The organism is Malaciobacter canalis, from assembly GCF_008000835.1.
Classification (GTDB): Bacteria; Campylobacterota; Campylobacteria; order Campylobacterales; family Arcobacteraceae; genus Malaciobacter; species Malaciobacter canalis.
The window spans coordinates 865,229-891,590 of record NZ_CP042812.1 but is presented as its reverse complement, the minus strand read 5'-3'; the positions used below and the strand labels follow the sequence as shown (position 1 = coordinate 891,590).

At 29.5% G+C, this 26,362-nt stretch carries 27 protein-coding genes; 2 read left to right on the top strand and 25 right to left on the bottom strand.

Annotated features, from left to right (window positions below; genetic code table 11):
* From ACAN_RS04415 to rfaD, 19 genes are all read right to left on the bottom strand, one after another.
* The gene (locus ACAN_RS04415; protein ID WP_099333951.1) at positions 1-813 is read right to left on the bottom strand and encodes a cytidylyltransferase domain-containing protein; all 813 of its coding nucleotides are present in this window, start codon (positions 811-813) and stop codon (positions 1-3) included.
* The gene (locus tag ACAN_RS04410; RefSeq protein ID WP_099333950.1) at positions 806-1,294 is read right to left on the bottom strand and encodes a YhcH/YjgK/YiaL family protein; all 489 of its coding nucleotides are present in this window, start codon (positions 1,292-1,294) and stop codon (positions 806-808) included. The genes ACAN_RS04415 and ACAN_RS04410 overlap by 8 nt, the downstream gene beginning before the upstream one ends.
* A 2-nt stretch (positions 1,295-1,296) precedes the next feature.
* Positions 1,297-2,358 carry an N-acetylneuraminate synthase family protein gene (locus ACAN_RS04405; protein ID WP_099333949.1) on the bottom strand — a complete coding sequence of 354 codons (1,062 nt, stop codon included), beginning with the start codon at positions 2,356-2,358 and terminating at the stop codon, positions 1,297-1,299.
* A gap of 10 nt (positions 2,359-2,368) precedes the next feature.
* The gene (locus ACAN_RS04400; RefSeq protein ID WP_099333948.1) at positions 2,369-3,175 is read right to left on the bottom strand and encodes a glycosyltransferase family 2 protein; all 807 of its coding nucleotides are present in this window, start codon (positions 3,173-3,175) and stop codon (positions 2,369-2,371) included.
* A complete protein-coding gene (locus tag ACAN_RS04395) occupies positions 3,172-3,594 on the bottom strand; it encodes a MaoC family dehydratase (protein WP_099333947.1) in 423 nt (140 codons plus the stop codon). Before ACAN_RS04395 ends, ACAN_RS04400 begins: the two co-directional genes overlap by 4 nt.
* Complete coding sequence (locus ACAN_RS04390; RefSeq protein WP_099333946.1) at positions 3,595-4,254, bottom strand: acetyltransferase; 660 nt, start codon at positions 4,252-4,254, stop codon at positions 3,595-3,597.
* A complete protein-coding gene (locus tag ACAN_RS04385; RefSeq protein ID WP_099333945.1) occupies positions 4,255-5,391 on the bottom strand; it encodes a LegC family aminotransferase in 1,137 nt (378 codons plus the stop codon).
* 87 nt (positions 5,392-5,478) lie between these two features.
* The gene (locus ACAN_RS04380; RefSeq protein ID WP_099333944.1) at positions 5,479-6,669 is read right to left on the bottom strand and encodes a UDP-N-acetylglucosamine 4,6-dehydratase; all 1,191 of its coding nucleotides are present in this window, start codon (positions 6,667-6,669) and stop codon (positions 5,479-5,481) included.
* A complete protein-coding gene (gene wecC / locus ACAN_RS04375; protein WP_099333943.1) occupies positions 6,669-7,862 on the bottom strand; it encodes a UDP-N-acetyl-D-mannosamine dehydrogenase in 1,194 nt (397 codons plus the stop codon). Before wecC ends, ACAN_RS04380 begins: the two co-directional genes overlap by 1 nt.
* Complete coding sequence (wecB, locus tag ACAN_RS04370; protein ID WP_099334099.1) at positions 7,862-9,031, bottom strand: non-hydrolyzing UDP-N-acetylglucosamine 2-epimerase; 1,170 nt, start codon at positions 9,029-9,031, stop codon at positions 7,862-7,864. Before wecB ends, wecC begins: the two co-directional genes overlap by 1 nt.
* 5 nt (positions 9,032-9,036) lie before the next feature.
* Positions 9,037-10,125: an NAD-dependent epimerase gene (locus tag ACAN_RS04365; RefSeq protein WP_099333942.1), complete on the bottom strand. Its 1,089-nt coding sequence runs from the start codon at positions 10,123-10,125 to the stop codon at positions 9,037-9,039.
* Positions 10,126-10,405: 280 nt separating this feature from the next.
* Complete coding sequence (locus ACAN_RS04360; protein ID WP_099333941.1) at positions 10,406-11,614, bottom strand: nucleotide sugar dehydrogenase; 1,209 nt, start codon at positions 11,612-11,614, stop codon at positions 10,406-10,408.
* Positions 11,615-11,907: 293 nt separating this feature from the next.
* A complete protein-coding gene (locus tag ACAN_RS04355; RefSeq protein ID WP_099334098.1) occupies positions 11,908-13,314 on the bottom strand; it encodes a leucyl aminopeptidase in 1,407 nt (468 codons plus the stop codon).
* Positions 13,295-13,999: a DedA family protein gene (locus ACAN_RS04350; RefSeq protein WP_079577121.1), complete on the bottom strand. Its 705-nt coding sequence runs from the start codon at positions 13,997-13,999 to the stop codon at positions 13,295-13,297. The genes ACAN_RS04355 and ACAN_RS04350 overlap by 20 nt, the downstream gene beginning before the upstream one ends.
* 8 nt (positions 14,000-14,007) lie before the next feature.
* Complete coding sequence (gene trpB / locus ACAN_RS04345; RefSeq protein WP_099333940.1) at positions 14,008-15,216, bottom strand: tryptophan synthase subunit beta; 1,209 nt, start codon at positions 15,214-15,216, stop codon at positions 14,008-14,010.
* Positions 15,209-15,943 carry a Wzz/FepE/Etk N-terminal domain-containing protein gene (locus tag ACAN_RS04340; protein WP_099333939.1) on the bottom strand — a complete coding sequence of 245 codons (735 nt, stop codon included), beginning with the start codon at positions 15,941-15,943 and terminating at the stop codon, positions 15,209-15,211. The genes trpB and ACAN_RS04340 overlap by 8 nt, the downstream gene beginning before the upstream one ends.
* A 21-nt stretch (positions 15,944-15,964) precedes the next feature.
* A complete protein-coding gene (locus ACAN_RS04335) occupies positions 15,965-16,513 on the bottom strand; it encodes an adenine phosphoribosyltransferase (protein ID WP_099333938.1) in 549 nt (182 codons plus the stop codon).
* The gene (rfaE1, locus tag ACAN_RS04330) at positions 16,514-17,941 is read right to left on the bottom strand and encodes a D-glycero-beta-D-manno-heptose-7-phosphate kinase (protein ID WP_099333937.1); all 1,428 of its coding nucleotides are present in this window, start codon (positions 17,939-17,941) and stop codon (positions 16,514-16,516) included.
* Entirely contained in the window at positions 17,942-18,952 is a 1,011-nt protein-coding gene (rfaD, locus tag ACAN_RS04325; protein ID WP_099333936.1) for an ADP-glyceromanno-heptose 6-epimerase, read from the bottom strand.
* 305 nt (positions 18,953-19,257) lie between these two features.
* Between rfaD and ACAN_RS04320 the strand changes: the two genes are divergently transcribed.
* Both ACAN_RS04320 and ACAN_RS04315 read left to right on the top strand, forming a co-directional pair.
* A complete protein-coding gene (locus tag ACAN_RS04320; RefSeq protein ID WP_099333935.1) occupies positions 19,258-20,061 on the top strand; it encodes a DNA ligase in 804 nt (267 codons plus the stop codon).
* 256 nt (positions 20,062-20,317) lie between these two features.
* Positions 20,318-20,833 carry a transposase gene (locus ACAN_RS04315; RefSeq protein ID WP_165773048.1) on the top strand — a complete coding sequence of 172 codons (516 nt, stop codon included), beginning with the start codon at positions 20,318-20,320 and terminating at the stop codon, positions 20,831-20,833.
* 146 nt (positions 20,834-20,979) lie between these two features.
* On the opposite strand, the gene gmhB is transcribed toward ACAN_RS04315, so the two are convergent.
* The 6 genes from gmhB to ACAN_RS04285 form a co-directional block, all read right to left on the bottom strand.
* The gene (gmhB, locus tag ACAN_RS04310) at positions 20,980-21,501 is read right to left on the bottom strand and encodes a D-glycero-beta-D-manno-heptose 1,7-bisphosphate 7-phosphatase (RefSeq protein ID WP_099333932.1); all 522 of its coding nucleotides are present in this window, start codon (positions 21,499-21,501) and stop codon (positions 20,980-20,982) included.
* A gap of 14 nt (positions 21,502-21,515) precedes the next feature.
* Entirely contained in the window at positions 21,516-21,911 is a 396-nt protein-coding gene (locus ACAN_RS04305) for a type II secretion system protein (protein WP_099333931.1), read from the bottom strand.
* A gap of 69 nt (positions 21,912-21,980) precedes the next feature.
* A complete protein-coding gene (locus ACAN_RS04300) occupies positions 21,981-22,721 on the bottom strand; it encodes a Gabija anti-defense Gad2 family protein (RefSeq protein ID WP_079577132.1) in 741 nt (246 codons plus the stop codon).
* A 2-nt stretch (positions 22,722-22,723) separates the two neighbouring features.
* Positions 22,724-23,932 (bottom strand): glucose-6-phosphate isomerase, encoded by a 1,209-nt coding sequence (locus tag ACAN_RS04295; RefSeq protein WP_099333930.1) that lies wholly within the window; start codon positions 23,930-23,932, stop codon positions 22,724-22,726.
* A 68-nt stretch (positions 23,933-24,000) separates the two neighbouring features.
* Positions 24,001-24,816 (bottom strand): UTP--glucose-1-phosphate uridylyltransferase GalU, encoded by an 816-nt coding sequence (gene galU / locus ACAN_RS04290; RefSeq protein ID WP_099333929.1) that lies wholly within the window; start codon positions 24,814-24,816, stop codon positions 24,001-24,003.
* Between the two features lie 51 nt (positions 24,817-24,867).
* Positions 24,868-26,307, bottom strand: coding sequence for a replicative DNA helicase (locus ACAN_RS04285; protein ID WP_099333928.1), 1,440 nt, complete (start codon positions 26,305-26,307; stop codon positions 24,868-24,870).
* Between the last annotated feature and the right edge of the window lie 55 nt (positions 26,308-26,362).

Here is a 26,362-nt window from a genome sequence, read left to right as displayed (position 1 = left end):
TTATGCTCCTATTGTAAATTGAAGAGAATTATTTATTCTGTTATTCATGTCACTTTGAAATTCTTCAAATGTAATTTCTTTACCGTAGGGCATTTTTACATTACCAGCAAATTCTATTTTAGAATTTTCTATATTGTGAGTATCGATAATTTCTATAATATCCTTTAATGCAATTGTCAAGGGATTCCCTTTGAAGTATTTAAAAATATTTTTTGTTCGATTTAAATCTTCTTTTGTATCTACCGTAACTGTATAGTTTGATGATTTTGGAATTTCATTTAATTTTATAACTCCGCATTTATAATGCTCGGGTTTAAACATATATAAAAGCAGATACTCACTTATTGCAGGGTCTATTAAGTCATAACACTCTTTTACAGCCTCAAGTTTCATTACTTCAGCCGTTGCCCCAATAGGCACATTTATTATTCTAGTGTAGTCTAATTCGTTTTGATTATGAATCTTTATTTGCTCTTCTAAGTATTCATATGAAGTAAAAACATTATCACCTGTAATGCGAATAACATTATCTACATTTTCAAAATTACCAACTGAAATCAATCTTTCAATTACTGCATCTGGTGATCCTCTGTATATTTTTACTTTATTTTTAACCGCGACATCTTCTAATATATCATCGACCATTTCATCTGAAGTACAAATATAAATATCATCTATATTTTTTACTAGTTTTAATCTCTGAAGCATAAAGTCAAGCATAGAGTATTCATCTATAACATTTCTTAAAACTTTTAATGGTAATCTCGTGGATACTGTTCTTGCAACTACACATGCGATTGTTTTTTTATTCATTTATAAATTCCTTCTCAAATAAACTTTTTGTAACTTTCAAAACAACTTTTCTTACTGAAACTTCATCATTAGTACTCTTAATACCTACCTTATGCACATCATCAAAATCAAAGACGGCTATTTGGATTTCGTCCAAAATAATCCTTTTTTCTACAGTGTCACTATGATATAAGAAGTAATCATTATCGTAATTAGCTTCATAAGGTACAACACTAGATTTTGCCAAATCAATTAATTCTACAGCTTCTTTACCTTTTACTACTATATGAATATCAATGTATTTTTTATGAGATTCATATATACAATCTTTAGAATCTTTTAATAAAGTGTTTTGAGGTATGGAAAAAAAATCTTCATTAAGCATTAACTTATCATAACTTCCAGTATCTAAACTTCTCGCAACCATCATACTTTCTTTTAAAAAATCGTTCATAACACTATCTTTAAATAATTCATGATTACTCGAAATAATAATTTTCATTTTTATACAATATCCTCTTTTGTAAGTATATGGTCAAATTTTAAATCTTTATTTACAGTTCTTCCAACTATAAATTCTGTCATTTCTGGATCAAATGCACCACCTGGTCTTTTATAATCTATATCATTATAAGCTATCACTTCACCTTTTTTCATTTCTCTAGTTAAAACTATACTTCTTCTAAATTCTCTTTTCTTTTCATCACTTTCCGTTGCAGTGATTCTAAAAGAACCTAATGCATCAGATATTCTTGTTGCATTTTCTACTATTTCTCTCATTTCATCTTTTGTAGCTGAAACTTTATGGTCCCAACCTTCCATATTTTTATCAAGTGTAAAATGTTTTTCAATTAGACAAGCACCAAGTGCAACTGATGCAAGAGGGATAGCTGTACCTAAAGTGTGATCAGAAAAACCAATAGGATATTCAGGATAAATTGCCATTAAAGTTTTAATATTATTTAAATGAACATCATTATCAACTGGAGGATAAGTTGATACACAATGTAAAATAACTATTTGATTATTTCCAGCATTCTCTATTGTCTTAACAGCCTTATCAATTTCATACAATTCACTAAGTCCTGTTGAAATAACAATAGGCTTTCCTTTTTTTGCTAAATACTCTAAGAAAGGATAATTATTTAAATCCATAGAAGCTACTTTTATAAAAGGGCTCTCTAACTTATCTACTAAAAAATCTGTTTCTTTTTTACTAAATGGAGTTGAAGTGCAATCAATACCAATTTCATCAGCAAACTTTTTCATATCTAATAATTCTTCTTCTGAAATAGAGTATTCATCGACTATTTCTTCAAGAGTATAGTCTGTTCTATCTCTATAATCATCTGCAATAAAATAATTATCTTCATACTTTTTTCTAGCAAATACAGAGTCTTTTGTCCAACTTTGGAACTTAACACAATCAGCTCCAGCTTCTTTAGCTTGTAATATAAGTTTTTTTGCTAAATTCATATCACCATTATGATTTGCCCCTAATTCTGCAATTACATATGGTTTACAGTAATTAAACAGTTCTTTATTTTTTGTCAATTGTACTTTCATATTTGTTCCTCTAAGTTAGTTCCCACCAAAGTGGATAATTTATTTTTTCTTGATTATCAAATTTAATATCTGATAATTCTTTTAATTTTGTATCAATTCCATTAATCTTATCTTTCAAAGCTTCATACTGTAATTTTTTTACTTTTAAAGTTTTCTGAAAAGACCCTTCATCAAGTTCTTTAATTCCAACTGTATTTTCTTCATATTGTCTATAATAACTTACTGTTTCATTTGTAAAAATTGCTTTTTGCCCTTCACAAAGTAATAAAGTAAAAAAATACCAATCTACTGCAATTAAATCATCTGGAATGTTAATTCCTTTTAAATCATTTAATTTAATTGCAGTGTTCGAAAGTCCGAAGATATTTTTATTTTTTATAAATTCAAAATCAACTGTTTGTAAATTTTCTAACCTATGAGATAAGTAGTTTTCTTCATAAATACCACTTTCATCAAAAAGACTTAAATCATTTACTACTATATCATTTTCTCTTAAAAGTTCAATTGATTTTTCAATACGATTCTTTGCAAAATAGTCATCACTATCACCAAAAATTAAAATATCATAATTGTTATCTATACAATAATTTATTCCATATTCTCTATTTTTCGCTGGTGTATTGGAATATTTAAGTTCAATTATATTTAATTGATTATAATTTGATTTAATTTTTCCAAACTCTTTATATCCATCATTTACAACTATTACATCAAAATTTTGGCATGTTTGATTTTTTAATGAATCAAAAAAATCATATAAATATTGTATATTCATAGGAAAGATTGTTGTTAAAAATGCTATTTTATTTTTCATCATGGGATAAATATTTCTGCTTCACCGTCTGTTACTATTTTATTATTAACCTTGCAAGTTGTTTTTAAAAAAACTCTTTTTTTAGATAAATCAACTTGAATCACCTCTACTGTTGCAGTTACAGTATCATCAACATAAACAGGTCTTTTAAACTTTAAAGACTGTGCCACATAAACACACCCTTCACCAGGTATTTTAGTACCAAATAATGCTGAAAAATAAGACGCTGTCATCATTCCATGAGCAATTCTTTTTTTATATCTTGATTCCTCTGCATACTTCTCATCTAAATGAACTGGATTCCTATCTCCTGATATTCCTGCAAAAGATTTAATATCCGCATCTGTTACAGTTTGTGAATAAGTCGCACTCATACCTATTTTAATCTCTTCAAGAGGAATAGCATTTAAAAAATTAGCCATTTAACTTCTCCTTTTGATATTTTCTTTAGTAAATTCAACAGCAGGATTTCCAAACATAACTTTGCCTTCTGCTACACTTTTAGTCACAACTGCACCTGCTGCAATGACTGCACCTTTTCCAATTTTTAAAGGTTTATTAGCTTTTCCTTGATGTATTATAACTCCAGTACCAATATACACATTATCTTCAATAACAACATTTCCATTACATTTTACAGATGGAGCAAAAGTTACATTATCACCTATAATACAATCGTGTGCTACATAGCTATAAATATTTGCCTGAAAGTTTTTTCCTATATTTGCATTTGATGTTATAGTGACAAAAGGACAAAGGATTGAGCTTTCATCTATTGAAGAAGAAATAGAAATAAAACAACTTTTATGAAAAATATTTGGGAAATTGACTCCCTTATTTTTTAATTCTAAATAAACTTTATTTCTTAATTTATAATCTGCAATCGCAATGACTACATTATCATTTGAGGTGAAATTAAATTCTCTTTCATTTCCTAAAAAAGGAGCTACATACTTATATTTATCATACTCTATTTTATTAATATCAAAATATCCATTAATTTTATAATCATTATTATCCAAAATGTACTCAGTTACTTCACTAGCAAAACCACTTGTTCCAATTATATATAAATCCTTCATTTACAACCTCACACTACTTGGAATATTTACAATTCTTTCTTCAAGATATTTTGCATTTTTTAAATCTGTTTTTTGGCAATCTTTGAACATTTCAAGTTCATTCATTAGTTTCCAAATTGGTCTTGTCATAACACCATTTTTATTAGTTATTTCTAAAAATTCATCTCTTTTTATTTTTGTACTTAGTTTAATAGCTTGGAGCCAGTAATTTGAATTTGAATTATTGGGTTCTTTGATAAATTCTATATTAGTTGAAGAGAAAAACTCTTTGTATATATTCGCTAACTCTCTTTTTGATTGCAAAAATTTATCTAAATTTTCTAATTGTGCTACTAAAAGAGCTGCATTTATATTTGGCAGTCTATAGTTGTATGCTATCTCATCATGTACATATTCATATGGATGAGGAACCTTTGCAGTTGTTGTAAGATGTTTTGCTTTTTTAGCTAAGTCTTCATCATCAGTTACTATAACTCCACCACCACCTGAAGTTATAATTTTGTTTCCATTGAAAGAAAATGCTCCTAATTTTCCAAAAGTTCCTGTATGTTTATCTTTATAAAATGACCCTAAGCTTTCAGCTGCATCTTCTACTAATGCTATATTCCAACTATCACAAATTTCTTTGATTTCATCTATTTTACAAGGATGCCCAAAAGTATGCATAGGAACACAAGCTTTTATTATATTTCCAGTCGTTTTATTTATGCACTTGTTATCTTGGATTTCACAGTTATTTTCTAAAAAGTTTTTAAGTGAATCAAGACTTAACCCCATATTATCCAAGTCCACATCCACAAATACAGGCTTTGCACCAATATAGCTTATTGCATTACAAGTTGCAATGAAAGTAAGTGGTTGAGTGATAACTTCATCATCTCTTTTCACATCTGATAAAAGTAATGAAATATGAAGAGCTGCTGTACCATTTACAGTTGCTATTGCGTATTTACTTCCTACAGTTTTGGCAAACTCTTTTTCAAAAGTATCCACATATTTACCAACACTTGAAACAAATGTAGAATCAATACAATCATTTAAATATTTTTTTTCATTACCTATAAATCTTGGTTCGTGCAATGGAATAAATTCTTTTGTATTAAAAGTTTGTTTTATAAAATCAACAATATTTTTCAAAGGAACAGCCTCCAATTATGCTTACAGCATATAATTTTCGGTTCCGAACCTAAAAGAGTGAAACTATTCACTCTTTTTACACGGTTCTCACATCTTACCATCTAAATATTTCCCCGTTTCTTTATGTCCAAAATCTGGAATCATTATAAAAAACTCTTTTACAATATCTTCTTTTGTCCATGATAAATTTAATTTAAAATTTCTAATTGTAGCTTCAAAATGATTTAATTTATCTTCATCGAATAAAGCTTCGTTTTTGATAACTCCAAGATTTTCAAATCTGTTCATATCTAAAACTTCTTTATTTGTAAAAAATTCTTCAAAATCTTTTTCACCTGTTGTATCACTAGCAGTAAATAAGCAAGGCCATTTACCTTTTGATGGTAAAGTTTTTGCTAATTCTCTTGCTTCATTTTCATTTTTACAAAGATATGGTTCATATCCTTTTTCTTTAAGATACTTTACTGCTATATCTGCGAAAGATATAAGATGTAAATTTTCACTAAGCTTTGGGAAAAAAATATCTCTATTTTCCCCAAATACACAACTCATAAGACAAAGCTCACCAGACTCTTTTGGAGTAACAAAGTATCTTTTTATATCATTTGGTGCAACTATTGGTTGATTTTTCTCTAACCTTTGATTAAATCCATGAAGTAAACTACCATCACTAAAAGCTACATTTGCAAATCTTGCCATAGATACATCTATATCTTTAGATTTCCTGTTTACAAACATCTCCATTATTCTTTTACTAGCACCCATCATATTTACTGGATTTGCTGCTTTATCAGTACTTACACAAAAATATTTTTTAGTATTATTTTTAATAGCTTGAGCCAAGGTTTTATCCGTATTGAAAATATTTGTTTCAATCATACGCATAAGAGTAAACGGATCTTTTTCACTTCTTACATGCTTTAAAGCTGAGAGATTTAATACATAATCATACTTTCCATCGGCTTTTATAAAAGCATCATATTCACTACTTCCAATATCAAGAGCAAATGTAGCAAACTCTCCATCTATATATCCAAAACTACTTCTAATATCTCTAACAAGTTCTACCATGTTATTTTCAGAGATATCTACAACATGAAGTTTTTTAGGATCTCTTTTAAATATCTCTTTAGTAACAGCTTGACCAATACTACCTGCACCACCTATAACTAAAAAAGATGAACTAGATACTATTTTTCTCAACTCTTTATCATGAATTTTTATATCATCAAAAAAAAGTTCTTTTGTTCGTCCTATTAGATTTAATATATTTAGCATTAATTAATTACCCCACAAAAATCTAAATCAGTTTTAATATTAATATTTTTAAATTCTTTATGAGCTACTAGAAAAGTAATTATATCTGCTTCTTCTAAAGCTTTTCTATAATCAATAATTTCTAATTCTTCATGACTTTCTATATTTGGTTCTACTGCTAATATATCTAAACCATCAGCTTTAAGTCGTTTTGTAATATATAAAGCAGGTGATTCTCTTAAATCATCAATATCTGGCTTGAAAGCCAATCCCATACAAGCTACTTTTGCTTTTCTTCCATTTACATTTTCAAATTTTAATGCTGCATTTTTTATCTTTTCTATAGCCCATTCTGTTTTGTATGTATTTACTTCTCTTGCAGTTTTTATCATCTTAGCTGTTTTTCCACCTGCATGTACTATAAACCATGGGTCAACTGCTATACAATGACCTCCAACACCAGCTCCTGGGTTTAAGATATTTACTCTTGGATGTCTATTTGCAAGTTCTATTAATTCCCATACATTTATATCAAACTTATCACAAAGCATACTAAGTTCATTTGCAAAGGCTATATTTGTATCTCTAAAAGAGTTTTCAGTTAGTTTTGCCATCTCAGCTGTTCTTGCATCTGTACTTAGTACATCTCCACTTACAAACGTTTTGTAAAATTCTACAGTTTTTTCTGTAGCTTCTTGTGTAAGACCACCTACTATTCTATCATTTTCTACCAATTCTCTCATTATATGACCTGGTAAAACTCTCTCTGGACAATGTGATATATAAAGCTTAGATGTATTTACATTTTCTTTTTTTAAAGTTTTTTCAACAAGTTCTGTAGTTCCCACAGGAGAAGTTGATTCTAGTATTACTATATTATTTTCTTTTACATATGGTGCTATTGCTTTTGTTGCACTTATAATATAATCAGTGTTTGGAACATAGCCTTTATGAAAAGGAGTAGGTACTGCTATTATAAAAACATCAGCAAAATCAGGTTTTAAACTTGCTTTTAACTTATTACTATTTACTGCACTTTTTACAAAGGTATCAAGTTCAGGTTCCACAATATGAATTTTACCTTGATTTATAGTGTCAACTGTACTTTGTACTACATCAACTCCATGTACTTCATATCCTCTGTTTGCTAGAAGTGCTGCTGTTGGAAGTCCTATATATCCAAGTCCTATTACGCATATTTTTTTCTTTGTCATTAAAATTCTACTCCCTTTACAAATTCTACAATTCTTTCACAAGCTTTACCATCTCCATAAGGATTATGTGCTTTACTCATTTTTTCATATTCTGTTTTATCATCTATAAGCTTTTGTGCTTCTTCTATAATCATTTTTTTATTAGTTCCTACTAACTTAACTGTTTCAGCTTCAACTGCTTCTGGTCTTTCTGTTGTTTCTCTCATAACTAATACTGGTTTACCTAAAGATGGTGCTTCTTCTTGCACCCCCCCACTATCAGTTATGATAAAATATGATTTGTCCATCATATAAATAAACTGTTCATATTGAAGTGGATCTATCAAATATACATTTGAAGTGTTTGATAGTATCTCTTTTACTGGTTTTTGAACATTTGGATTTAAATGTACTGGGTAAACTATATCTATATTAGGATTATTTACTGCAATAGTTTTTAATGCTTCACATATATTTATAAAACCTTCACCGTGATTTTCTCTTCTATGACCTGTTACCAAGATAATCTTGCGATTATCTTGTAGTGAATAGTGATTAGTGATTAGTGATTGGTGGATTTTGTTTTTTAGTTCACTATTGTTTTTTATTTTTTCTAATGCTAAAAATAGTGCATCTATTACTGTATTTCCTGTTACGATAATATTTTTAGGGTCTTTGTTTTCTTTTAAAAGATTGTTTTTACTTGCAGAAGTAGGTGCAAAATGATAATTAGCTAATACACCAGTAATTTGTCTGTTAGCTTCTTCTGGCCATGGGCTATATATATCCCCTGTTCGAAGTCCTGCTTCTACATGACCTACTTTTATTTGTTGATAAAATGCAGCTAAACTAGCTGAACTTGTAGTTGTAGTATCACCATGCACAAGCATTATGTCAGGTTCAAATTCACTTAATACACCTTTTAATCCTAAAAGAACATTTGATGTAATATCATATAAGTCTTGTCCTGGCTTCATAAGATTCAAATCATAATCAGGTTTAATGTCAAACAATTCTAGTACTTGATCAAGCATTTCTCTATGTTGTGCTGTTACACATACCTTTACTTCAATATTAGATTCATTTTCAAATGCTTTTACTAGTGGAGCCATTTTTATAGCTTCTGGTCTTGTTCCAAATACTAATAATACTTTTTTCTCTACAGATTTTTTTTCACTTTGTTCTTGCATCAAATTCATTTACCTTTACCATAGAATTCTTTATACCATTTCACAAACTTCTTAATACCATCTTCAAGTAGTGTATTTGGTTTATATCCAAAATCATTTATCAAATCACTTACATCTGCATAGGTACTTTTTACATCTCCATCTTGCATTGGCAAAAAGTTCTTTTTAGCTTCTTTGCCTATGGTTTTTTCTATAGTATTTATAAAATCCATTAGTTTTACAGGATTGTTATTTCCTATGTTGTATATTCTGTATGAAATTATTGATTTATCTGATGGAAGATTTTGCCCCGAATTAGCCTCAAATAAACTTGAGTTTCCTATTGGTTTGGCGGGATTATCTATTACTTTTATAACGCCATCTACTATGTCATCTATATAAGTAAAATCCCTGCTCATATCACCATGATTAAAAACTTTTATTTCTTTATTATTTAGTATTGCATCTGTAAAAAGCATAGGTGCCATATCTGGTCTTCCATATGGACCATAAACAGTAAAAAACCGAAGACCTGTAGTACATATACCATAAAGATGGGCATAAGAATGTGCCATCATTTCATTTGATTTTTTTGTAGCAGCATAAAGAGACACAGGATGGTCTGTATGGTCTATAGTTTTAAAAGGTTGTGATTTATTTAATCCATATACAGAAGAACTACTTGCAAATGATAAGTTTTTAACATCAAAATTTCTACAAGCTTCAAGGATATTTAAAAATCCCACTATATTACTTTGAATATATGCGTGTGGATTTTCAAGTGAGTATCTAACTCCAGCTTGTGCTGCAAGGTTACATACTGCATCAAATTTTTCTTCTTGAAAAATTCTATTTATAGTTTCTGTATCTTCAAGGTTTGCTTTTATAAATTTATGATTTGAATATTTTGTACTATTTATAGTAGATGAAGATAAAAGTTCAGCTTCTATATCTTCTTTGTTTATTCCTAGTTCATTTAATCTTGCATATTTTAAGTTTTGGTCATAATAGTCATTGATATTATCAAGTCCTACTACCTCATCACCTCTTTGCAGAAGTTTTTTAGTTAGATGATAACCTATAAATCCTGCTGTTCCTGTTACTAGTATCTTCAAATCTTTATTACCTTTTATTTTTATGGCTAATATTATATTTAAACTATGTTTTAATTTTGGTTAATCTAGGTGACATTTTTGAAACTTTTTTGTGATTTTTTGTAGTGGCTCGAATGAATTCGAGGTTTTATTTAGCTATATTGGAAGCGCGGATTTATCCGTGCATGGTGTTTGGAGGCTCGAATTTATTCGTGCAAAAAATGCCCCGAATGAATTCGGGGTTCCAGAATATATTTATTCGTGCAAAAAGTAAAATGCCTCGAATTTATTCGAGGTTCCTTTAGCTATCGCTATTAAAGATATCTCTTGTGTAGACTTTGTTTTCTACATCTTTTATATCTTCTGAGATTCTGTTTGCTACTATTACATCACTTATCTTTTTGAACTCTTCTAAGTTTTTTATAACTTTTGAGTTAAAGAAGTCTTCTTCTTCTAGTACTGGTTCATATACTACTACTTCTATACCTTTTGCTTTGATTCTTTTCATGATTCCTTGAATTGCACTTGCTCTAAAGTTATCACTTCCTGATTTCATCACAAGTCTATATATACCTACTTTTATCTCTTTTGTATCACTTGATAGTTCTCTTGCTTTTTTTATGATATCATCAGAGATAAAATCTTTTCTTGTGCTATTGGCATCTACTATTGCGCTTATTAGGTTATTTGGTACATCTTGGTAGTTTGCTCTTAGTTGTTTTGTATCTTTGGGTAGACAATATCCTCCATATCCAAAACTTGGGTTGTTATAGTGACTTCCTATTCTTGGATCTAATCCTACACCTTGTATTATCTGTTTTGTACTTAGGTTATGAGTTTGTGCATAAGAATCAAGTTCATTAAAAAAAGCTACTCTCATAGCAAGATATGTATTTGAAAAAAGTTTGATTGCTTCTGCTTCTGTTGAGTTTGTATAAAGTATGCTTATGTCTTCTTTTATTGCTGCTTGCTTTAGAAGTGTTGCAAAGATTTCAGCTCTTTTACTTTGTTCGCCTATTATTATTCTACTTGGATATAAGTTGTCATATAAAGCTAATCCTTCTCTTAAAAACTCTGGACTAAAGATGATATTTTGTGTGTCAAACTTTTCTTCCAAAGATTTTGTATATCCAACTGGAACAGTTGATTTAATAATCATCAAAGTTTCTGGATTGATACTTAAAACATCGCTTATTACAGATTCTACACTTTTTGTGTTAAAATAGTTTGTTTCAGGGTCATAATCTGTTGGTGTTGCGATGATTACAAAGTCTGCATCTTTATATGCTTGGTTTTTATCTAAAGTTGCTTTAAAGTTTAAATCTTTTGTTTGTAAATACTCTTCAATCTCTTTATCTTCTATTGGTGATTTTTTATTGTTTAATAGTTCTACTTTTTCAGGGATAATGTCAAGAGCAACAACTTCATTGTATTGAGAAAGTAAAACTCCGTTTGATAGTCCTACATATCCAGTACCTGCTATTGCTATTTTGTAATTTTTATTTTGCATGATAGTTTATACCTTGATTTTTTTGTTTTTATTGTATATAAAAAGTGGTTAATAGTTGGTTAGGTAAGTAGAAAGGGAATAGTGCCTCGAATGAATTCGAGGTTCCGGTTTGGAGGCTCGAATTTATTCGTGCATGTTGTTTTGTAGGCGCGGATTTATCCGTGCAAAAATGCGACCCGAATGAATTCGGGATTCCGAAAATGAAAGTGTTTTGGAGGCGCGAATTTATTCGTGCAAAAAGTGTGCAAAAGGAAAGACCCGAATGAATTCGGGTGTCCGAGATTTGTTTTTTTTTATTTTAGGTTTTTGAAAAACTCTAGTGTCATTCTTACACCTGCTCCACTTGCTCCAAAGGGGTTATATCCCCATGCTTTTTCAACATATGCAGGTCCTGCTATGTCAAAGTGTATCCATTTGTCTTTGTTTTCTTCTTTTATAAAGTTATCAAGGAAAATCCCAGCTGTGATTGCTCCTCCATATCTTGTGCTTGCTATGTTATTTATATCTGCAACATCTGATTTTATTGTTTTTCTTAAAAATCTATTAAAATCAAGTGATGTTGCGTACTCTCCAGAAGCTAAGGCATGTTTTACTGCTTCTTGCTTTAGTTTTTGATTATTTCCCATGATTCCAGTTGTGTATTCACCAACTCCTACTACACAAGCACCTGTAAGTGTTGCATAATCAAAAATATAGTCAATATCTTCTATCTCATCTTGTGCATAACATAAGCAATCAGCAAGTACAAGTCTTCCCTCTGCATCTGTGTTTTTAACTTCTATTGTTTTACCATTTTTTGCAGTTAAAACATCATCTGGTTTATATGCATTTCCACCTATCATATTTTCAACAGCACCTACTATTGCATGTAGTTCAATTGGTAGGTTTAACTTAGCTACTGCATAAGCGATACCAAGTACTGCACAACCTCCTGATTTATCTGATTTCATAGTTGTCATATAATCAGCTGGTTTTAAAGATAACCCTCCTGAATCATAAGTAAGACCTTTACCTACAAGCACTATTTTTTTCTTGGCATTTTTTGGTTTGTGTGCTAAATGAATAAGTTTTGATTCATGTACTGATGCTATACCTACACTAAACATTGCGTTCATAGAGTTTTCTTCTAAATATTTTTCATCTAATATTTTACACTCTAGTTCAGTTTCCATTGCGATATCTTTTGCTGTTTCTGCCATGATTTCAGGGTAAAAATCACCAGGTGTAGTATTTACCATATCTCTTACTTTATTTACAGCCTCACTTATGATTATTGACTCATTTAAAGTATCTTCTAATTTTTTATTTACTTCATCAACAACTATATTAAACTCTTGTTTTTTAATCTTTTTTTGTTCTGATTTGTAGTTTGTAAACTTATAATCAGCCAAAAGAGCACCCTCAACTACTGCTTTTAAATTTTTTGTATCTTTTAAGTAAATTTTTGCACTTTTTAGTGTAGTTGAACTAAACTTTTTTATAGCAGTTGCAACAGCTATTGCTATGCTATCATAGTCATTTGCTTCGCATCCTACATATATTTTTGAGCTTTGTAATAAAAGCTCACAACACTCATCTTTTGCTTCAAAGTTTAGTGTTTTTAATACTTTTTTATCTTTTGTATTGTTTAGATCATCTAAGATGATTATCTCTAAACCTGATTTTAGTTTTTTCTCTTTATCAACTAAGTTTATTTTCAACATATTTATCCTTTTTTTTAGTAGCTTTATTAAAATAGTAAATTATACTTCCACCAAAGATTATTGCAAATGGTAAGGCAAAATACCAATGCTCTTTTAAAAAATGCAATACTTTCAAAATCTCTTCACCAAAATACCAAACAGGCACGATAGTAATAGCAGCCCAAAGCCAAGCAGAAAGCAGATTTATAAAAGCAAACATTTTTGCACTATATCTTGTAAGACCTATTGAAATTGGTATGATTGTTCTCATACCATACATATATCTTTGCATAAAGATTATTGGCCAACCATGTTTTTTTAAAAGTAAATGTGCAAGGGCAAACTTTCTTCTTTGACCTTTAAATTTTCTATGAACATAACCTTTGTTAAATCTTCCTATATAAAAATATACTTGGTCACCAGCAAATCCACCAAGACCTGCTACAAAAATAGCAAAGTATAGATTCATATCGCCTGTGTGAGATAAAAGTCCAGCCATTACAAGACCTGCTTCTCCCTCTAACATACCCCAAGCAAAAAGTATGATATAACCATGCTCTTTAAGCAAATAAACAAACTTATTTTCAAAACCACTTACAGGAGCATGGTATAAATTATATGTTAAATATGAGAAAAAAACAACCACTATAAAAGTTAAAATTTTCCCAGAGTGTGGTTGTATTTTTTTAAAAAATTTCTCCATCATTTTCCTTAGTCAAAACTAAGTAAGCTTTTTGCTTGTATCATATCTTTGTCTCCACGACCAGATAAACTAACTATTATAATCTTATCTTTAAATTTTTCTTTTGCTTTTTTCAAATAAGCAATAGCATGGGCACTTTCAAATGCTGGAATTATTCCCTCTTTTTGACTTAACCATACAAAAGCATCTAGTGCTTCTTGATCTGTGATTGAGTCATACTCAACTGTTTTATTATCTTTATGAAAAGAGTGTTCAGGTCCAATACCTGGATAATCAAGTCCAGCACTAAAAGAGTGAGCTTCGATTACTTGTCCATTATCATCTTGTAAAAGATAAGAGCATTGCCCATGAACAATACCAGGTGTTCCTTTTTCTAAACTACATCCGTGTTTATTTGTATCAAGTCCTAAGCCACCAGCTTCAATACCAATACATGTCACCTCTTCATCTTCTAAAAAGTGGGAAAACATACCAATAGCATTTGAACCACCACCAATACAAGCTATAACATAATCAGGAAGTCTATTTTCTTTTTTTAGTATCTGTTTTCTTGCTTCATATCCTATAACAGCTTGAAAATCTCTAACCATCATAGGATATGGATGTGGACCTGCAACAGTTCCTATTATATAAAATGTATCTCTTGCATTTGTTACCCAATATCTAATTGCATCATTCATAGCATCTTTTAGTGTTTTACTACCACTTTGTACAGCTACAACCTTTGCACCTAGAAGTTTCATCCTAAATACATTTAACTCTTGTCTTTGCACATCTTTTGCACCCATAAAAACAGTACATTCCAAACCTAAAAGTGCTGCGATTGTCGCACTTGCAACTCCATGTTGTCCTGCACCTGTTTCTGCTATTATTTTTGTTTTACCAAGTTTTTTTGCAAGTAGTCCTTGGGCTATTACATTGTTTATTTTATGAGCACCTGTATGATTTAAATCTTCTCTTTTTAAATAAACTTTTGCCCCTATTTCTTCACTTACTCTTTTTGCAAGATATAAAGGATTTTCTCTTCCTACATAATCTTCCAAAAGTTCATTTACTTCACTCCAAAACTCTTTATCAAATCTATATTTTTTATACTCTTTTTCTAACTCTTCAAGTATTGGCATCAATGTTTCAGGAACATATCTTCCACCAAATATACCAAAATGACCATTTTCATCAGGGTCAAATTTACTCTTTTTTGGGATATAATCACTCATTTTCATCCTCTTTAAAACTTTTTATAAACTGCATGAAAAACACTAAGAAAATAGATAAAATAAATCCAGTCACAAAAGATACTACTACTATTAGTTTTTTCTTTGGTTTGATAGGATATTTCGAAGTAATAAATTTTCCTAAAATTTTAGTTTCTAGGATTTTTTCATCCGCGATTTCTAATTTTAAATTATCAATTTTAGATAATAATTCAAATTTTATCTTATTTTTTTCTTCAAAATCATCTTTTGTCGATTCAAGTAAAGTTTTTTGTTTTTCTAAGTTTTCAATATTTTTTAATATATAATTTTTATGCAATTTTATTTTTTTACTATGTTCTTTCTTTATTGAAGAAATAATTTCTTTTAATTTTTCTAATGCACTCTCATTAGAACTAGATTGGACACTTATTTCTAATAAATCACTAGTTTTTTTAATATCATTAATTTTTGTAACTTTAGTCACTTGTTCTGAATCTTTATCTTTATACAATATCTCTAATTTCTTTATAAGATTTTGAGTATTTTCTATCCTTGAATTATTAATTTTACCTATTTCAATTACAACTTTTGCCTCATAAATAGGTGTTCTTGTAAAAGCATAAACAGCTCCTAAAACTGTTATTACAAAAGTAAAAACTACTATAAAAACTCTTTTTTGCCATAGTGTTTTAAATAACTCTTTTAAATCAATCTCATCTTCTTGTATAGTTCGTATCTCTTTTTCCAACTTTTTCTCCCCAGATTTGTTTTATACATCAAGTATTGTATATACAGGTGTGTGTTGCTCTACTCTTTGTTTTCCATTTAAAAATGTAAGATTTAGTAAAAAACAAGCTTCAACTAAATCTGCTTTTACATTTTTTATTAGTTTTGCAGATGCATTTGCAGTGCCACCAGTAGCAAGCAAATCATCAATCAAAAGAACTCTTGCATTTGTTTTTCCATGAAAAGCATCAAGATGAATCTCAACTTCATCAAAACCATACTCCAACTCATACTTTTCACATACAGTTGTACTTGGTAGCTTTCCTTTTTTTCTAACTGGAACAAAACCTATATTTAATCTATCAGCAAGTGCTGCACCAAAGATAAATCCTCTACTATCAATACCTGCAACATAATCTAAATTATACTCTTTATATCTTTTTTCAAGATGACTCATCAAAAGATTAAAAGCTTTTTTATCATTTAGAAGTGTTGTAATATCTTTAAATACTATACCCTCTTTTGGAAAATCTTGTACATCTCTTATGGCATTTAATAATATTTGTTTCTCTTCTTGTGTTAATTCAGTCATTTATTTTATCACTTTTTTGATTTTTTCTATTGTTTTTGTTGTGCTTTTTCCATCTACAAACTCAACTAGTTTTGTTTCAAGGGCTATGTCACTTCCTACAACTTCTTTGCCCTCATAATCAGCACCTTTTACTAAAACATCTGGTTGAACTTTTGAAATAAGCTCATAAGGTGTATCTTCATCAAAGATTACTACATAATCCACACACTCTAAAGCAGAAACTATATAAGCTCTGTCATCTTGTGTGTTTATTGGTCTATTTTCACCTTTTAATCTTTTTACACTATCATCTGAGTTTAATCCCAAAATCAAAACATCACCAAATGATTTGGCAACATCTAAGTAACTTACATGACCTTTGTGCAAAATATCAAAACATCCATTTGTAAATACTATCTTTTTATTTTGTTTTTTTAATCTTTTTACTATTTTCTCAATCTTTTCAAAACTTTTGATATGTAATTCAATTGAGCTTTTATTTAAGCTTGATTTATACTCTTCAATCTCATCAAGTGTAACTGTTGCACTTCCTATTTTACCAACTACAACTCCAGCTGCTAAATTAGCAAACTCTAAAGCATCTTCGATGTTATTGTTTAAACTAAGTGCAAATCCAAGTGCGGCAAGTACAGTATCACCAGCACCTGTTACATCAAATACTTCCCTTGCTACTGTTGGTCGAATGATAACTTCTTCATCTTTTAAAAGTGCAATTCCTTGCTCACTTAAAGTAATAATAGAATAATATAGTTCTGCTTGTTCTTTTAGCTTCTCAAGTGCTAGTTTTAAAGTCTCATCGTTTTCTATCTCTACTTTTGAAGCAATTTGTGCCTCTTTTTTATTTGGTGTTAAAAAATATGCGCCTTTGTACATTGAGTAGTCTTCACCTTTTGGATCAACTATTACTTTTTTGTCATATTTTTTTGCATACTCAATTATCTTTTTTGATAGCTCTTTTGTAATTACACCTTTTCCATAATCTGAAAAAAGGATAATATCATATCTATTTATAAGTTCTTGAAACTTTTCAAAAATTTTTTTCTCACTATCAAATGAAATAGAGTTTTTGCTTTCATGGTCATATCTTACTACTTGTGAGTGAGAAGCCATAATTCTTGATTTTTTAGAAGTTTTTCTTCCTTTTTGCTCTATCAAAAAAGATTTTGCACCCTCTTTATCTAACATAGATTTTAACTCTTTTGCTGTATCATCATCACCTACAACAGAGATAACACCCACATCAGAACCAAGTGATAAAAGATTGTTTATCACATTGCCAGCTCCACCTAAAACAGTTGTCTCTTTTTTGATATCTATTACTTGTACAGGTGCTTCTGGTGATATTCTATCGCATTTTCCCCATAAATAATGATCAATCATAAGATCACCAATCACTAAAATATTTGGCTTTTTATCATATGTAATCATCTATTTTACCTCATCATTGAAAAGTCTTTTTATTTCTGGAATATAAGCTTTTATTCCATCTTCTAGCTCATATCTTGCTTCAAAATCAAGATTTTCTTTACTATCTTGCATATTTGCTTCTGTGTGAAACTGATATTGTCCTATGTATGGATTTGGTATGTATTGTGTTTCAAAGTTTGTTCCAAGCTCTTTTTGTAAAATATCTGCTATTGCTTGAAATGATCTAGCTTTTCCAGTACCTACATTGTAAACTCCACTTTTTAAAGGAGCGCAAGCTTTGATATTTGCTTGAATAACATCTTCAATATATATAAAATCTCTAAGTATTTTATCACTTCCCTCAAATAGTTTAGGAGCATTTCCTTTTAATAGTTGATGTCCAAACTGCACAACAGTTGAAGCAGTTTTGTTTTTATAAAACTCCCTTGGACCATAAACATTGAAGTATCTAAGCCCAACAATAGAGATATTTGGGTTTTTGTTTATATAAGAATAAGAGATATTATCCATCATTAGTTTACTAAAACCATAAACATTACTTGGAGCCTCTTTTCCTACTGTTTGTGGACTAGAAGCATCTCCATAAGTAGCACCAGAACTTGCATAAACCATATTTGCATTGTGGTTTATAGCTATTTTTAAAAGCTCTTCATATGCATTTACATTTGTTTTTATCATCAAGTCTTGTTCACTAACAGTTGTATCTGAAATAGCTGCTTGATGAAAAATATAATCAAAGCTATACTGTATAGCCAACCTTTTTAAAAGATCAGTATCATTTATATCGCCACTTATTACAGTCCCTTTAAATCCAATAAGATTTTTAAAATGCCCAAAACTTTTCAAGTTTCCATTTGAGAAAGTCTGCCCAGATCTAAAGCAATCAAGAGCAATAACATTTGCATCAGGAAAATTTTCTTGAAAATAAAAAGCCAAATTAGAACCAATAAATCCAGCAGCTCCAGTAATCAAAATCGTTTTATTATTAAAATCTATATCATTATATTTCATTATATCTCTCACTTATGTTTATAAAGTCATCTATTTTAACTAAAATTCAATTAAATTAGGTTTTTGCAAGCAAATACCGGAAGCGCGGATTTATTCGTGCAGTGTGTCGGAGGCTCGAATTCATTCGTGCCAAAAAATCCCCGAATAAATTCGGGGTTCCGAAAATGCAAGTGAAATCGGAAGCGCGGATTCATTCGTGCCAAATTGCCCCGAATAAATTCGGGGTTCCAAGATGCAAAAAAACACTTAAACAATCTTTCAACTTTACAATAATATAATTTTTAAAATTATTTTAAAGAGTTTTCATGAAAAAATTGCTTCTATTTTTCTTTTTTATATCTTGTTTTGCAAATAATCTTCAAAAACCCATGACATATGACAAGCAAAATATCAAAGGCTGGTACATGAGTGAGAAGCTAGATGGTATTCGTGCATATTGGGATGGGAAGCAACTTCTTACAAAAAATGGCAATAAAATAAATACAAAAAAAGAGTTCACGAAAAATTTTCCAAGTTTTGAACTTGATGGAGAGCTATGGACGAAAAGAGGTGACTTTGAAAACATACAAAGTATAGTATTAGATGATATTGCCTCAAATAAATGGAGTGAAATAACTTATAATATCTTTGAAGTACCAAACGCAAAAGGTGATTTTCAAACAAGATTAAACAAAGCAAAAAATTGGTTTAAAAATAAGCCAAATAAATATATCAAATTTGTACCTCAAATAAAATGCAAAGACAAAAAACATCTTCAAGAGTTTTTAGAAAAACTAGTATCTAAAAATGCAGAAGGCGTAATAATAAAAAATCCCCATAAACATTACTTCCAAGGCAGAAGCCAAGATATCTTAAAAGTAAAAAAGTTTTTTGATATGGAAGGGAAAATTATAGATATAAATTATGACAAAAAAGATAAATACAGAATGAAAAGCTTAGTAATAAAACTTCAAAATAATATAGTTTTTAATCTAGGAGGAGGTTTTACAAATAAGCAAAGATACAATCCACCTAAAATAGGAGAAATTGTGACATTTAAGTATTATGGATTTACCAAATACAATAAACCAAAATTTGCTTCTTTTTTAAGAGTAAGAAAAAAAGAGTAAAAAAATTCACCGGAGGCTCGAATTTATTCGTGCAGTGTGTTGGAGGCTCGAATTTATTCGTGCAGTGTGTTGGAAGTGCGGATTTATCCGTGCAAAAAGCCCCGAATGAATTCGGGGTTCCGAAAGTTCACCGGAGGCTCGGATTTATCCGTGCAAAAAGCCCCGAAAATGCAAGTGAAACTGGAGGCTCGAATTTATTCGTGCCAAATTGCCCCGAATGAATTCGGGGTTCCTATATATAATAAAAGGTTTATTTATGTATAAAAAACTTCCTCATATAAATTTAAAAGAGCATTATCAATTTATCACTTTTCGTACAAAAGATAGTATTGATTTTTATCTTAAAAAACTTGAAAATGATTTATCATTGAGTAACCATATTAAACAATATAAGATTGATAATTACTTAGATAACTCTTCGTTGGGTGCATATATAAATGGTCATTTTATTGATAGTGTAAAAGATATTATATTGGAAAATCAAAGTAAGGTTTATGAAGTCATAATACTATGTATCATGCCAAATCATATTCATATTTTAATAAAGCAGTTTGATGATATTGATAAAATCATAAAATGTATAAAAGCAAAAACTGCCCTTAGATTAAATGCCAAGCTAAATAAAAAAGGAAGTTTTTGGCAAAAAGGTTACTATGATAAAGTAATAAGAGATGAAAAACATTTTGAAAAAGTTTATAACTACATATACAATAATCCAATAAAAGCAAAATTAAAAGATTGGGAAAGAAGAGTTTATAGCTTGTATGAGTAGTGGTTTAAAAGGACTCGAATGAATTCGAGTTTCCAAAAGAAGCAGTGTGTCGGAGGCTCGAATTTATTCGTGCAGTGTGTTGGAAGCGCGGATTTATCCGTGCAAAATTGCCCCGAATGAATTCGGGGTTCCGAAACCTGATAGTATTATAATTTTATTTTTTTTATATCTTTTATACTATTAAGTACATATGTTGCTTGTGATTTTGTTTCATCAAACTTTTGCCCTGATTTTACTTGTATTGTATTTTTGATTTTTGCATTTTGGGCGCATTTTATGTCTGAGTCTTTATCTCCTATTAACCATGAGTTATTTAAATCTATATCATATGCTTTACAAATCTCATCTATCATACCAGTTTTTGGTTTTCTACAATTACAGTTTGCTTCAGGAGAATGGGGACAATATTTTACTTCATGGATTTTAATACTGTTTTTTTCAAACTCTTTTAGCATCCAAGATGTTAGTTTTTCAAAATCCTCTTTTTTATAATAAGCTCTTCCTATTCCTGATTGATTTGTTATTATAAATAGTTTGAATTCTTTTTCTTGCAAATACAACAAAGCATCCATAACTCCGTCTATAAATTCAAAGTCTTCTTTTTTATAAACATAGTTTTTATCTGTATTTATCACGCCATCTCTATCTATAAAAAAGGCTTTTTGCATATTTCTTCCTAATCTTAATAAAGTGCGGTTGTAGTATTTACAACTCCTGCTTCATTTAATTTTTTACAAATATTATCAAGTGTTTCATTAATATTCAATTCTATTTGTTCTTCTTGATTATTTACTTTAATAAAAACACAATCACCTTTTGCTGTTTTGTAAGTGATTGTATTTTCTTCTATTCTCCAATCATCGCTTCCAAGTGTTACAACTTCATTTAAATCATCTATTTTTCCATGTAATAAAAAATATGATTGTAAGGAGCTAGTTATTGTGGAGATATCTCTTTTTACTGTTGTAATAACTGCTGCATTTTTTGTATTCATATATTTAGGAATTGCATAACTTCCTATTAAAGCTAATAGCACCAAGACAAAAATCAATTCTAGTAAAGAAAAAGCACTTTTCATGATAAACCTTTTATAATTTTTTTAATTATATTAGGTTTTTAATAAAAATAAAATTATTTATTATTTTTATTAGATTTCATCTTTTTTTTCTTCTATATATTCGCTTATTGCATCTTTTATATTTTCTAGTTTTTTGGGGTTACCTTGAAGTCTTTCAAAGTGCTTGTTTATATCTTCATTCTCTTTGATTTTTATATCAGCAATACTTGAACAAATATCTAAAAATACACTATAAGGAACCTCATCTCCTCGTTTTAAGAAATGTATTGCTCTTTGCAAAGATACAAAAGGATTTACGCTTATTTTTGAAAGATTATTAACTTTTGTATTTATATATGAGATAAACTCTTTTCTTACATCACTTTTTATAACTGTAACTTCTTTTGTATTCACATCTAAAACACACTCAAATCCTACTTTTGTAGAATCAAAATCAAAGCCATCAATTGTAAACTCAAGTGATTTATTTTCAAACTTTGGTCTAAACACAAACTGAAAGATATCATCATGGAATTTATAAGTTAAAGAGTTATTTTCATACTCAAAAAAACTTTGATCCAAGCATTGGTTTAGCTCTTCCATCATCTGTTTTGATGGAAAAATCATATCCAAATCCCTAAAAAGATCTTTTTTTATACATGAACCTGCTAAATAGAAATTGACTTTTGAAAAACTTGGCTTTCTTACAAGTACATTTTGGAAAAAGTAATTTAATATATTTATTACATTACAAAGTCTTATATCAAAACTCATTTGTAATTCATATGGTATAAACTCATTATATTTTTGCCAATGTTTTTCATATATCATAGTTAGCCTTTGTTTTTTAGTTTTTCTTTTAAGATTTGTTTTCCAGATTCTACTCCTGGTTGATTATAGGTGTTTATTTGTACAAACTTTCCAACAACTGAGGTTAGAAGCTGATAACTATACATTAGTTTTGCTATGTTGTATTCATCTACTCTATTTATTGTTATTACATCATGTGGAATATCACCTAATTGTTTTAAAGACTCAATTGTAGCATTTGCTTGTTCATCTATTAGTTTTGCAAAAGTTAGATTATCAACATACTCTAATCCTTCAAATCCATCAAGTGTATTTGAGGGTATTTTTGTCTCGTCTTGAAAGTCTGCTACTTTTATAAAAGTAACTGTTTTATCTCTTTTTCCTTCTGCTATTAATTGTAAAAATGAGTGTTGATCCACAGGTCCTATTAGACCTATTGGAGTTAAAGCTTGTTTTGTGCCATTTATATTTATTTTTCCTAAGCTTTCACCCCAAAGTTGAATATACCACTTATTAAATCCTTCCAAACTAGCAGAGTATGAAAAAACTACATTTATATTGAATCTATTTTTATTTTCAACCATAAATCTTGCTTTTTCCATGATTGTTTCATAATAACCTTTTTGATTAAAAAAACTATTATGAACCTCTTTAGCACCTTTTAATAAATTATCTATATTTACACCTAAAATTGCCAAGGGTACAAGTCCTACTGTTGAAAATACAGAAAATCTTCCACCTACATTTTTAGGAATATCAAAAGTTGTCATATTTTGTTTTTTTGCAAAGCTTGTTAGTTTACTATCTTCTTCACTTATGATTGCACAATTTTTAGCATCTATTGTCACTAAAGATGCTAAATATTTAAAAATAGATATTGTTTCAATAGTTGTTCCTGATTTACTAATTATTAAAAATAAAGTATCTTCTAAATCAAGTTTTTTAACTCTTTGTTTGATATCAGTAGGATCAGTTGTTTCAAAAAAATGAAGTTTTTTATCAAACTCTTTTGTTCTTTTTAAAAACTGATATATAGCAAATGTACCTAAAGTACTTCCACCAATACCAACAATAGCAATATGTTTTTTTGATACTTTTTTTGCATACTCTTTTATTTTTGAAGTATCTTGAAAAGGAAGTGAATAATAACCAATCTTTGTTATTTCATCTTTTACATAATCAAATATTTTCTGGCTTGATTTTATTTGATAAAAACTTTTACTATATTGCATCTATTTCCTTTTGTTTGTATTTAATAAATTTGAAACTACTATTTTTTACTCGAATAAATTCGAGTTTCCTAGATTTTTTTATAAAAGTGATTTGTTGCTTCTACAAAGCCATCTATACTTCCACAATCAAATCTAACTCCATCAAACTTAAATCCTAAAACCATTCCTTTTTTTGCTTGAGTTAGCAAGGCATCTGTTATTTGTATTTCACCACCTTTTCCAGGTTTTGTGTTTTCTATTATTTCAAAAATATCTGGTGTTAGGATATATCTTCCAATAATTGCAAGGTTTGATGGGGCATTTTCTGGCTCTGGTTTTTCTACCATATTATCAATCATATAAATACCTGATTCTATCTCTCTTCCTGAGATTACTCCATATTTATTTGTATGCTCTTTTGGTACTTCTTCAATAGCAACTATACAACACTGGTATTTTTCATATAAATTTACCATCTGTTTTAAAACACCGTCTGATTTATTATCACATAAATCATCTGCTAAAATCACTGCAAAAGGTTCGTCTCCAATTAGGGTTTGTCCTGTTAAGATTGCGTGTCCTAAGCCTTTCATCTTTGTTTGTCTAGTATATGAAAAAGTACAGTTTTCTATCACATCTCTAATTTCTGTTAAATAGTGTTCTTTACTTGAACCTTTTATTTGATGTTCTAATTCATATGAGATATCAAAGTGGTCTTCAATAGCTCTTTTTCCTCTTCCTGTTACTATTGCCATTGTATTACAACCTGCTTCAATAGCCTCTTCTACTCCATATTGAATAAGTGGTTTTGTAAGTACTGGTAACATCTCTTTTGGTGTTGCTTTTGTTGCTGGTAAAAATCTTGTTCCATAGCCTGCTGCTGGAAATAAACATTTTCTTATCATCTAAAATCCTATAAAATCATCTTTAAATTAAAAAATTATACCTAAAAACTTTTAAAGTATTTGAGGTACGTCTATATTTGTCTCTTTATTTGTATCTGCCACACTTTCAAATACAACTTCAATTGGTGCTTCTGAATTGCTTTGTTTATTAACAAATCTTGTATACTGTTTTTGGAACTCTAATTTTACTGTTCCTATTGGTCCATTTCTTTGTTTTCCTATAATAATCTCTGCTTCTTCAACTGCTTTGTTAACAAAAGTAGATTTATACTCTTCACCTTTGTCTTTTGCTTCTTTCTCTTTTCTTGCCTCATCTCTTTCTTTATAAACATCATCTCTATATACAAACATTATGATATCCGCATCTTGCTCGATGGCTCCTGATTCTCTTAAGTCACTAAGCATTGGTCTTTTATCAGGTCTATTTTCAAGTCCTCTGTTTAACTGAGAAAGTGCAATAATTGGGATTTTCATCTCCCTTGCTAACATCTTAAGTCCCCTTGAAATATCAGATACTTCTTGATGTCTATCTTTATTTCCTGTACCTTGCATAAGTTGCAAGTAGTCAATAACTACCATTGATATATTATTATCATCATTTTGAGCTAATTTTCTAACTCTTGCTCTTAATTGGTTGATATTAACACTTCCACCATCATCAACAAAAAGTTTTTTTTGATTTAAATCTTCAAAAGCTCTTGAAAGATTACTCCATTGATCATCATCCATATCACCTTTTCTTAAGTTTTGTAAAGGAATTGAAGTTTTTGCAGCAAGCATTCTTAGCATAAGCTGTTCTGCTGGCATTTCCAGTGAGAAAAAAACCACACCCTTACCTGCTTCTACATTTGACAAAGCCATATTTAGCACAAGTGCCGTTTTCCCCATGGCTGGTCTTGCTGCTATGATTACTAGGTCACCTTCATTAAATCCTGTTGTTCTTTTGTCCAAATCATGAAAACCTGTTGTTTCACCTATTAGGTGCTGGTTTCCTAGTTCTTTCATTTTTTTGATATAGCTTAAAGTATCACCTGTGATCTCTTGCATATCTTTTAATTCAGATGTGGCACTATCTGTTGAGATTTTGTATAATGCACCTTGAATTGTATCTAAAGCTTCGTTTGCTGGGATATCTTCTTCTATTGATACTTTTTTTATGGTAGTTGCTAGTGATGCTAGCTCTCTTTTAACACTTCCATCTTTTATCTCTTTTACATAAGCTATTGTATTTGTTATAGGGTTTGCTGAAAGTATTTCTATTAGTATTGAGTCATCAACATCTTTTGTGCTGATTTTTTTTCTTATAAAATCTTCATCAACTGGCATATCATCACGATAAAGATTACTCATAACTTCAAATATTTTTTGATGTGCGGGTAGATAAAAATCTTTTGGTTTTAACATTGATAGAATTTCTTCTATCTCATCAGGGTTGAAAAGTATTGAGCTTAAAACTGCTCTTTCTATATTAATGCTATATACACTATCCATAAAATCTCCATATTTATATAAAGATTTTATTATATCTAATAGTAACTAACAAGCA

Coding starts and splice junctions, on each gene's coding strand:
- ACAN_RS04415 (WP_099333951.1), bottom strand. CDS start 813: ATGAATAAAAAAACAATCGCATGTGTAGTTGCAAGAACAGTATCCACG.
- ACAN_RS04410 (WP_099333950.1), bottom strand. CDS start 1,294: ATGAAAATTATTATTTCGAGTAATCATGAATTATTTAAAGATAGTGTT.
- ACAN_RS04405 (WP_099333949.1), bottom strand. CDS start 2,358: ATGAAAGTACAATTGACAAAAAATAAAGAACTGTTTAATTACTGTAAA.
- ACAN_RS04400 (WP_099333948.1), bottom strand. CDS start 3,175: ATGATGAAAAATAAAATAGCATTTTTAACAACAATCTTTCCTATGAAT.
- ACAN_RS04395 (WP_099333947.1), bottom strand. CDS start 3,594: ATGGCTAATTTTTTAAATGCTATTCCTCTTGAAGAGATTAAAATAGGT.
- ACAN_RS04390 (WP_099333946.1), bottom strand. CDS start 4,254: ATGAAGGATTTATATATAATTGGAACAAGTGGTTTTGCTAGTGAAGTA.
- ACAN_RS04380 (WP_099333944.1), bottom strand. CDS start 6,669: ATGCTAAATATATTAAATCTAATAGGACGAACAAAAGAACTTTTTTTT.
- wecC (WP_099333943.1), bottom strand. CDS start 7,862: ATGACAAAGAAAAAAATATGCGTAATAGGACTTGGATATATAGGACTT.
- wecB (WP_099334099.1), bottom strand. CDS start 9,031: ATGCAAGAACAAAGTGAAAAAAAATCTGTAGAGAAAAAAGTATTATTA.
- ACAN_RS04360 (WP_099333941.1), bottom strand. CDS start 11,614: ATGCAAAATAAAAATTACAAAATAGCAATAGCAGGTACTGGATATGTA.
- ACAN_RS04350 (WP_079577121.1), bottom strand. CDS start 13,999: ATGGAGAAATTTTTTAAAAAAATACAACCACACTCTGGGAAAATTTTA.
- trpB (WP_099333940.1), bottom strand. CDS start 15,216: ATGAGTGATTATATCCCAAAAAAGAGTAAATTTGACCCTGATGAAAAT.
- ACAN_RS04335 (WP_099333938.1), bottom strand. CDS start 16,513: ATGACTGAATTAACACAAGAAGAGAAACAAATATTATTAAATGCCATA.
- rfaE1 (WP_099333937.1), bottom strand. CDS start 17,941: ATGATTACATATGATAAAAAGCCAAATATTTTAGTGATTGGTGATCTT.
- rfaD (WP_099333936.1), bottom strand. CDS start 18,952: ATGAAATATAATGATATAGATTTTAATAATAAAACGATTTTGATTACT.
- ACAN_RS04320 (WP_099333935.1), top strand. CDS start 19,258: ATGAAAAAATTGCTTCTATTTTTCTTTTTTATATCTTGTTTTGCAAAT.
- ACAN_RS04315 (WP_165773048.1), top strand. CDS start 20,318: ATGTATAAAAAACTTCCTCATATAAATTTAAAAGAGCATTATCAATTT.
- gmhB (WP_099333932.1), bottom strand. CDS start 21,501: ATGCAAAAAGCCTTTTTTATAGATAGAGATGGCGTGATAAATACAGAT.
- ACAN_RS04305 (WP_099333931.1), bottom strand. CDS start 21,911: ATGAAAAGTGCTTTTTCTTTACTAGAATTGATTTTTGTCTTGGTGCTA.
- ACAN_RS04300 (WP_079577132.1), bottom strand. CDS start 22,721: ATGATATATGAAAAACATTGGCAAAAATATAATGAGTTTATACCATAT.
- ACAN_RS04295 (WP_099333930.1), bottom strand. CDS start 23,932: ATGCAATATAGTAAAAGTTTTTATCAAATAAAATCAAGCCAGAAAATA.
- galU (WP_099333929.1), bottom strand. CDS start 24,816: ATGATAAGAAAATGTTTATTTCCAGCAGCAGGCTATGGAACAAGATTT.
- ACAN_RS04285 (WP_099333928.1), bottom strand. CDS start 26,307: ATGGATAGTGTATATAGCATTAATATAGAAAGAGCAGTTTTAAGCTCA.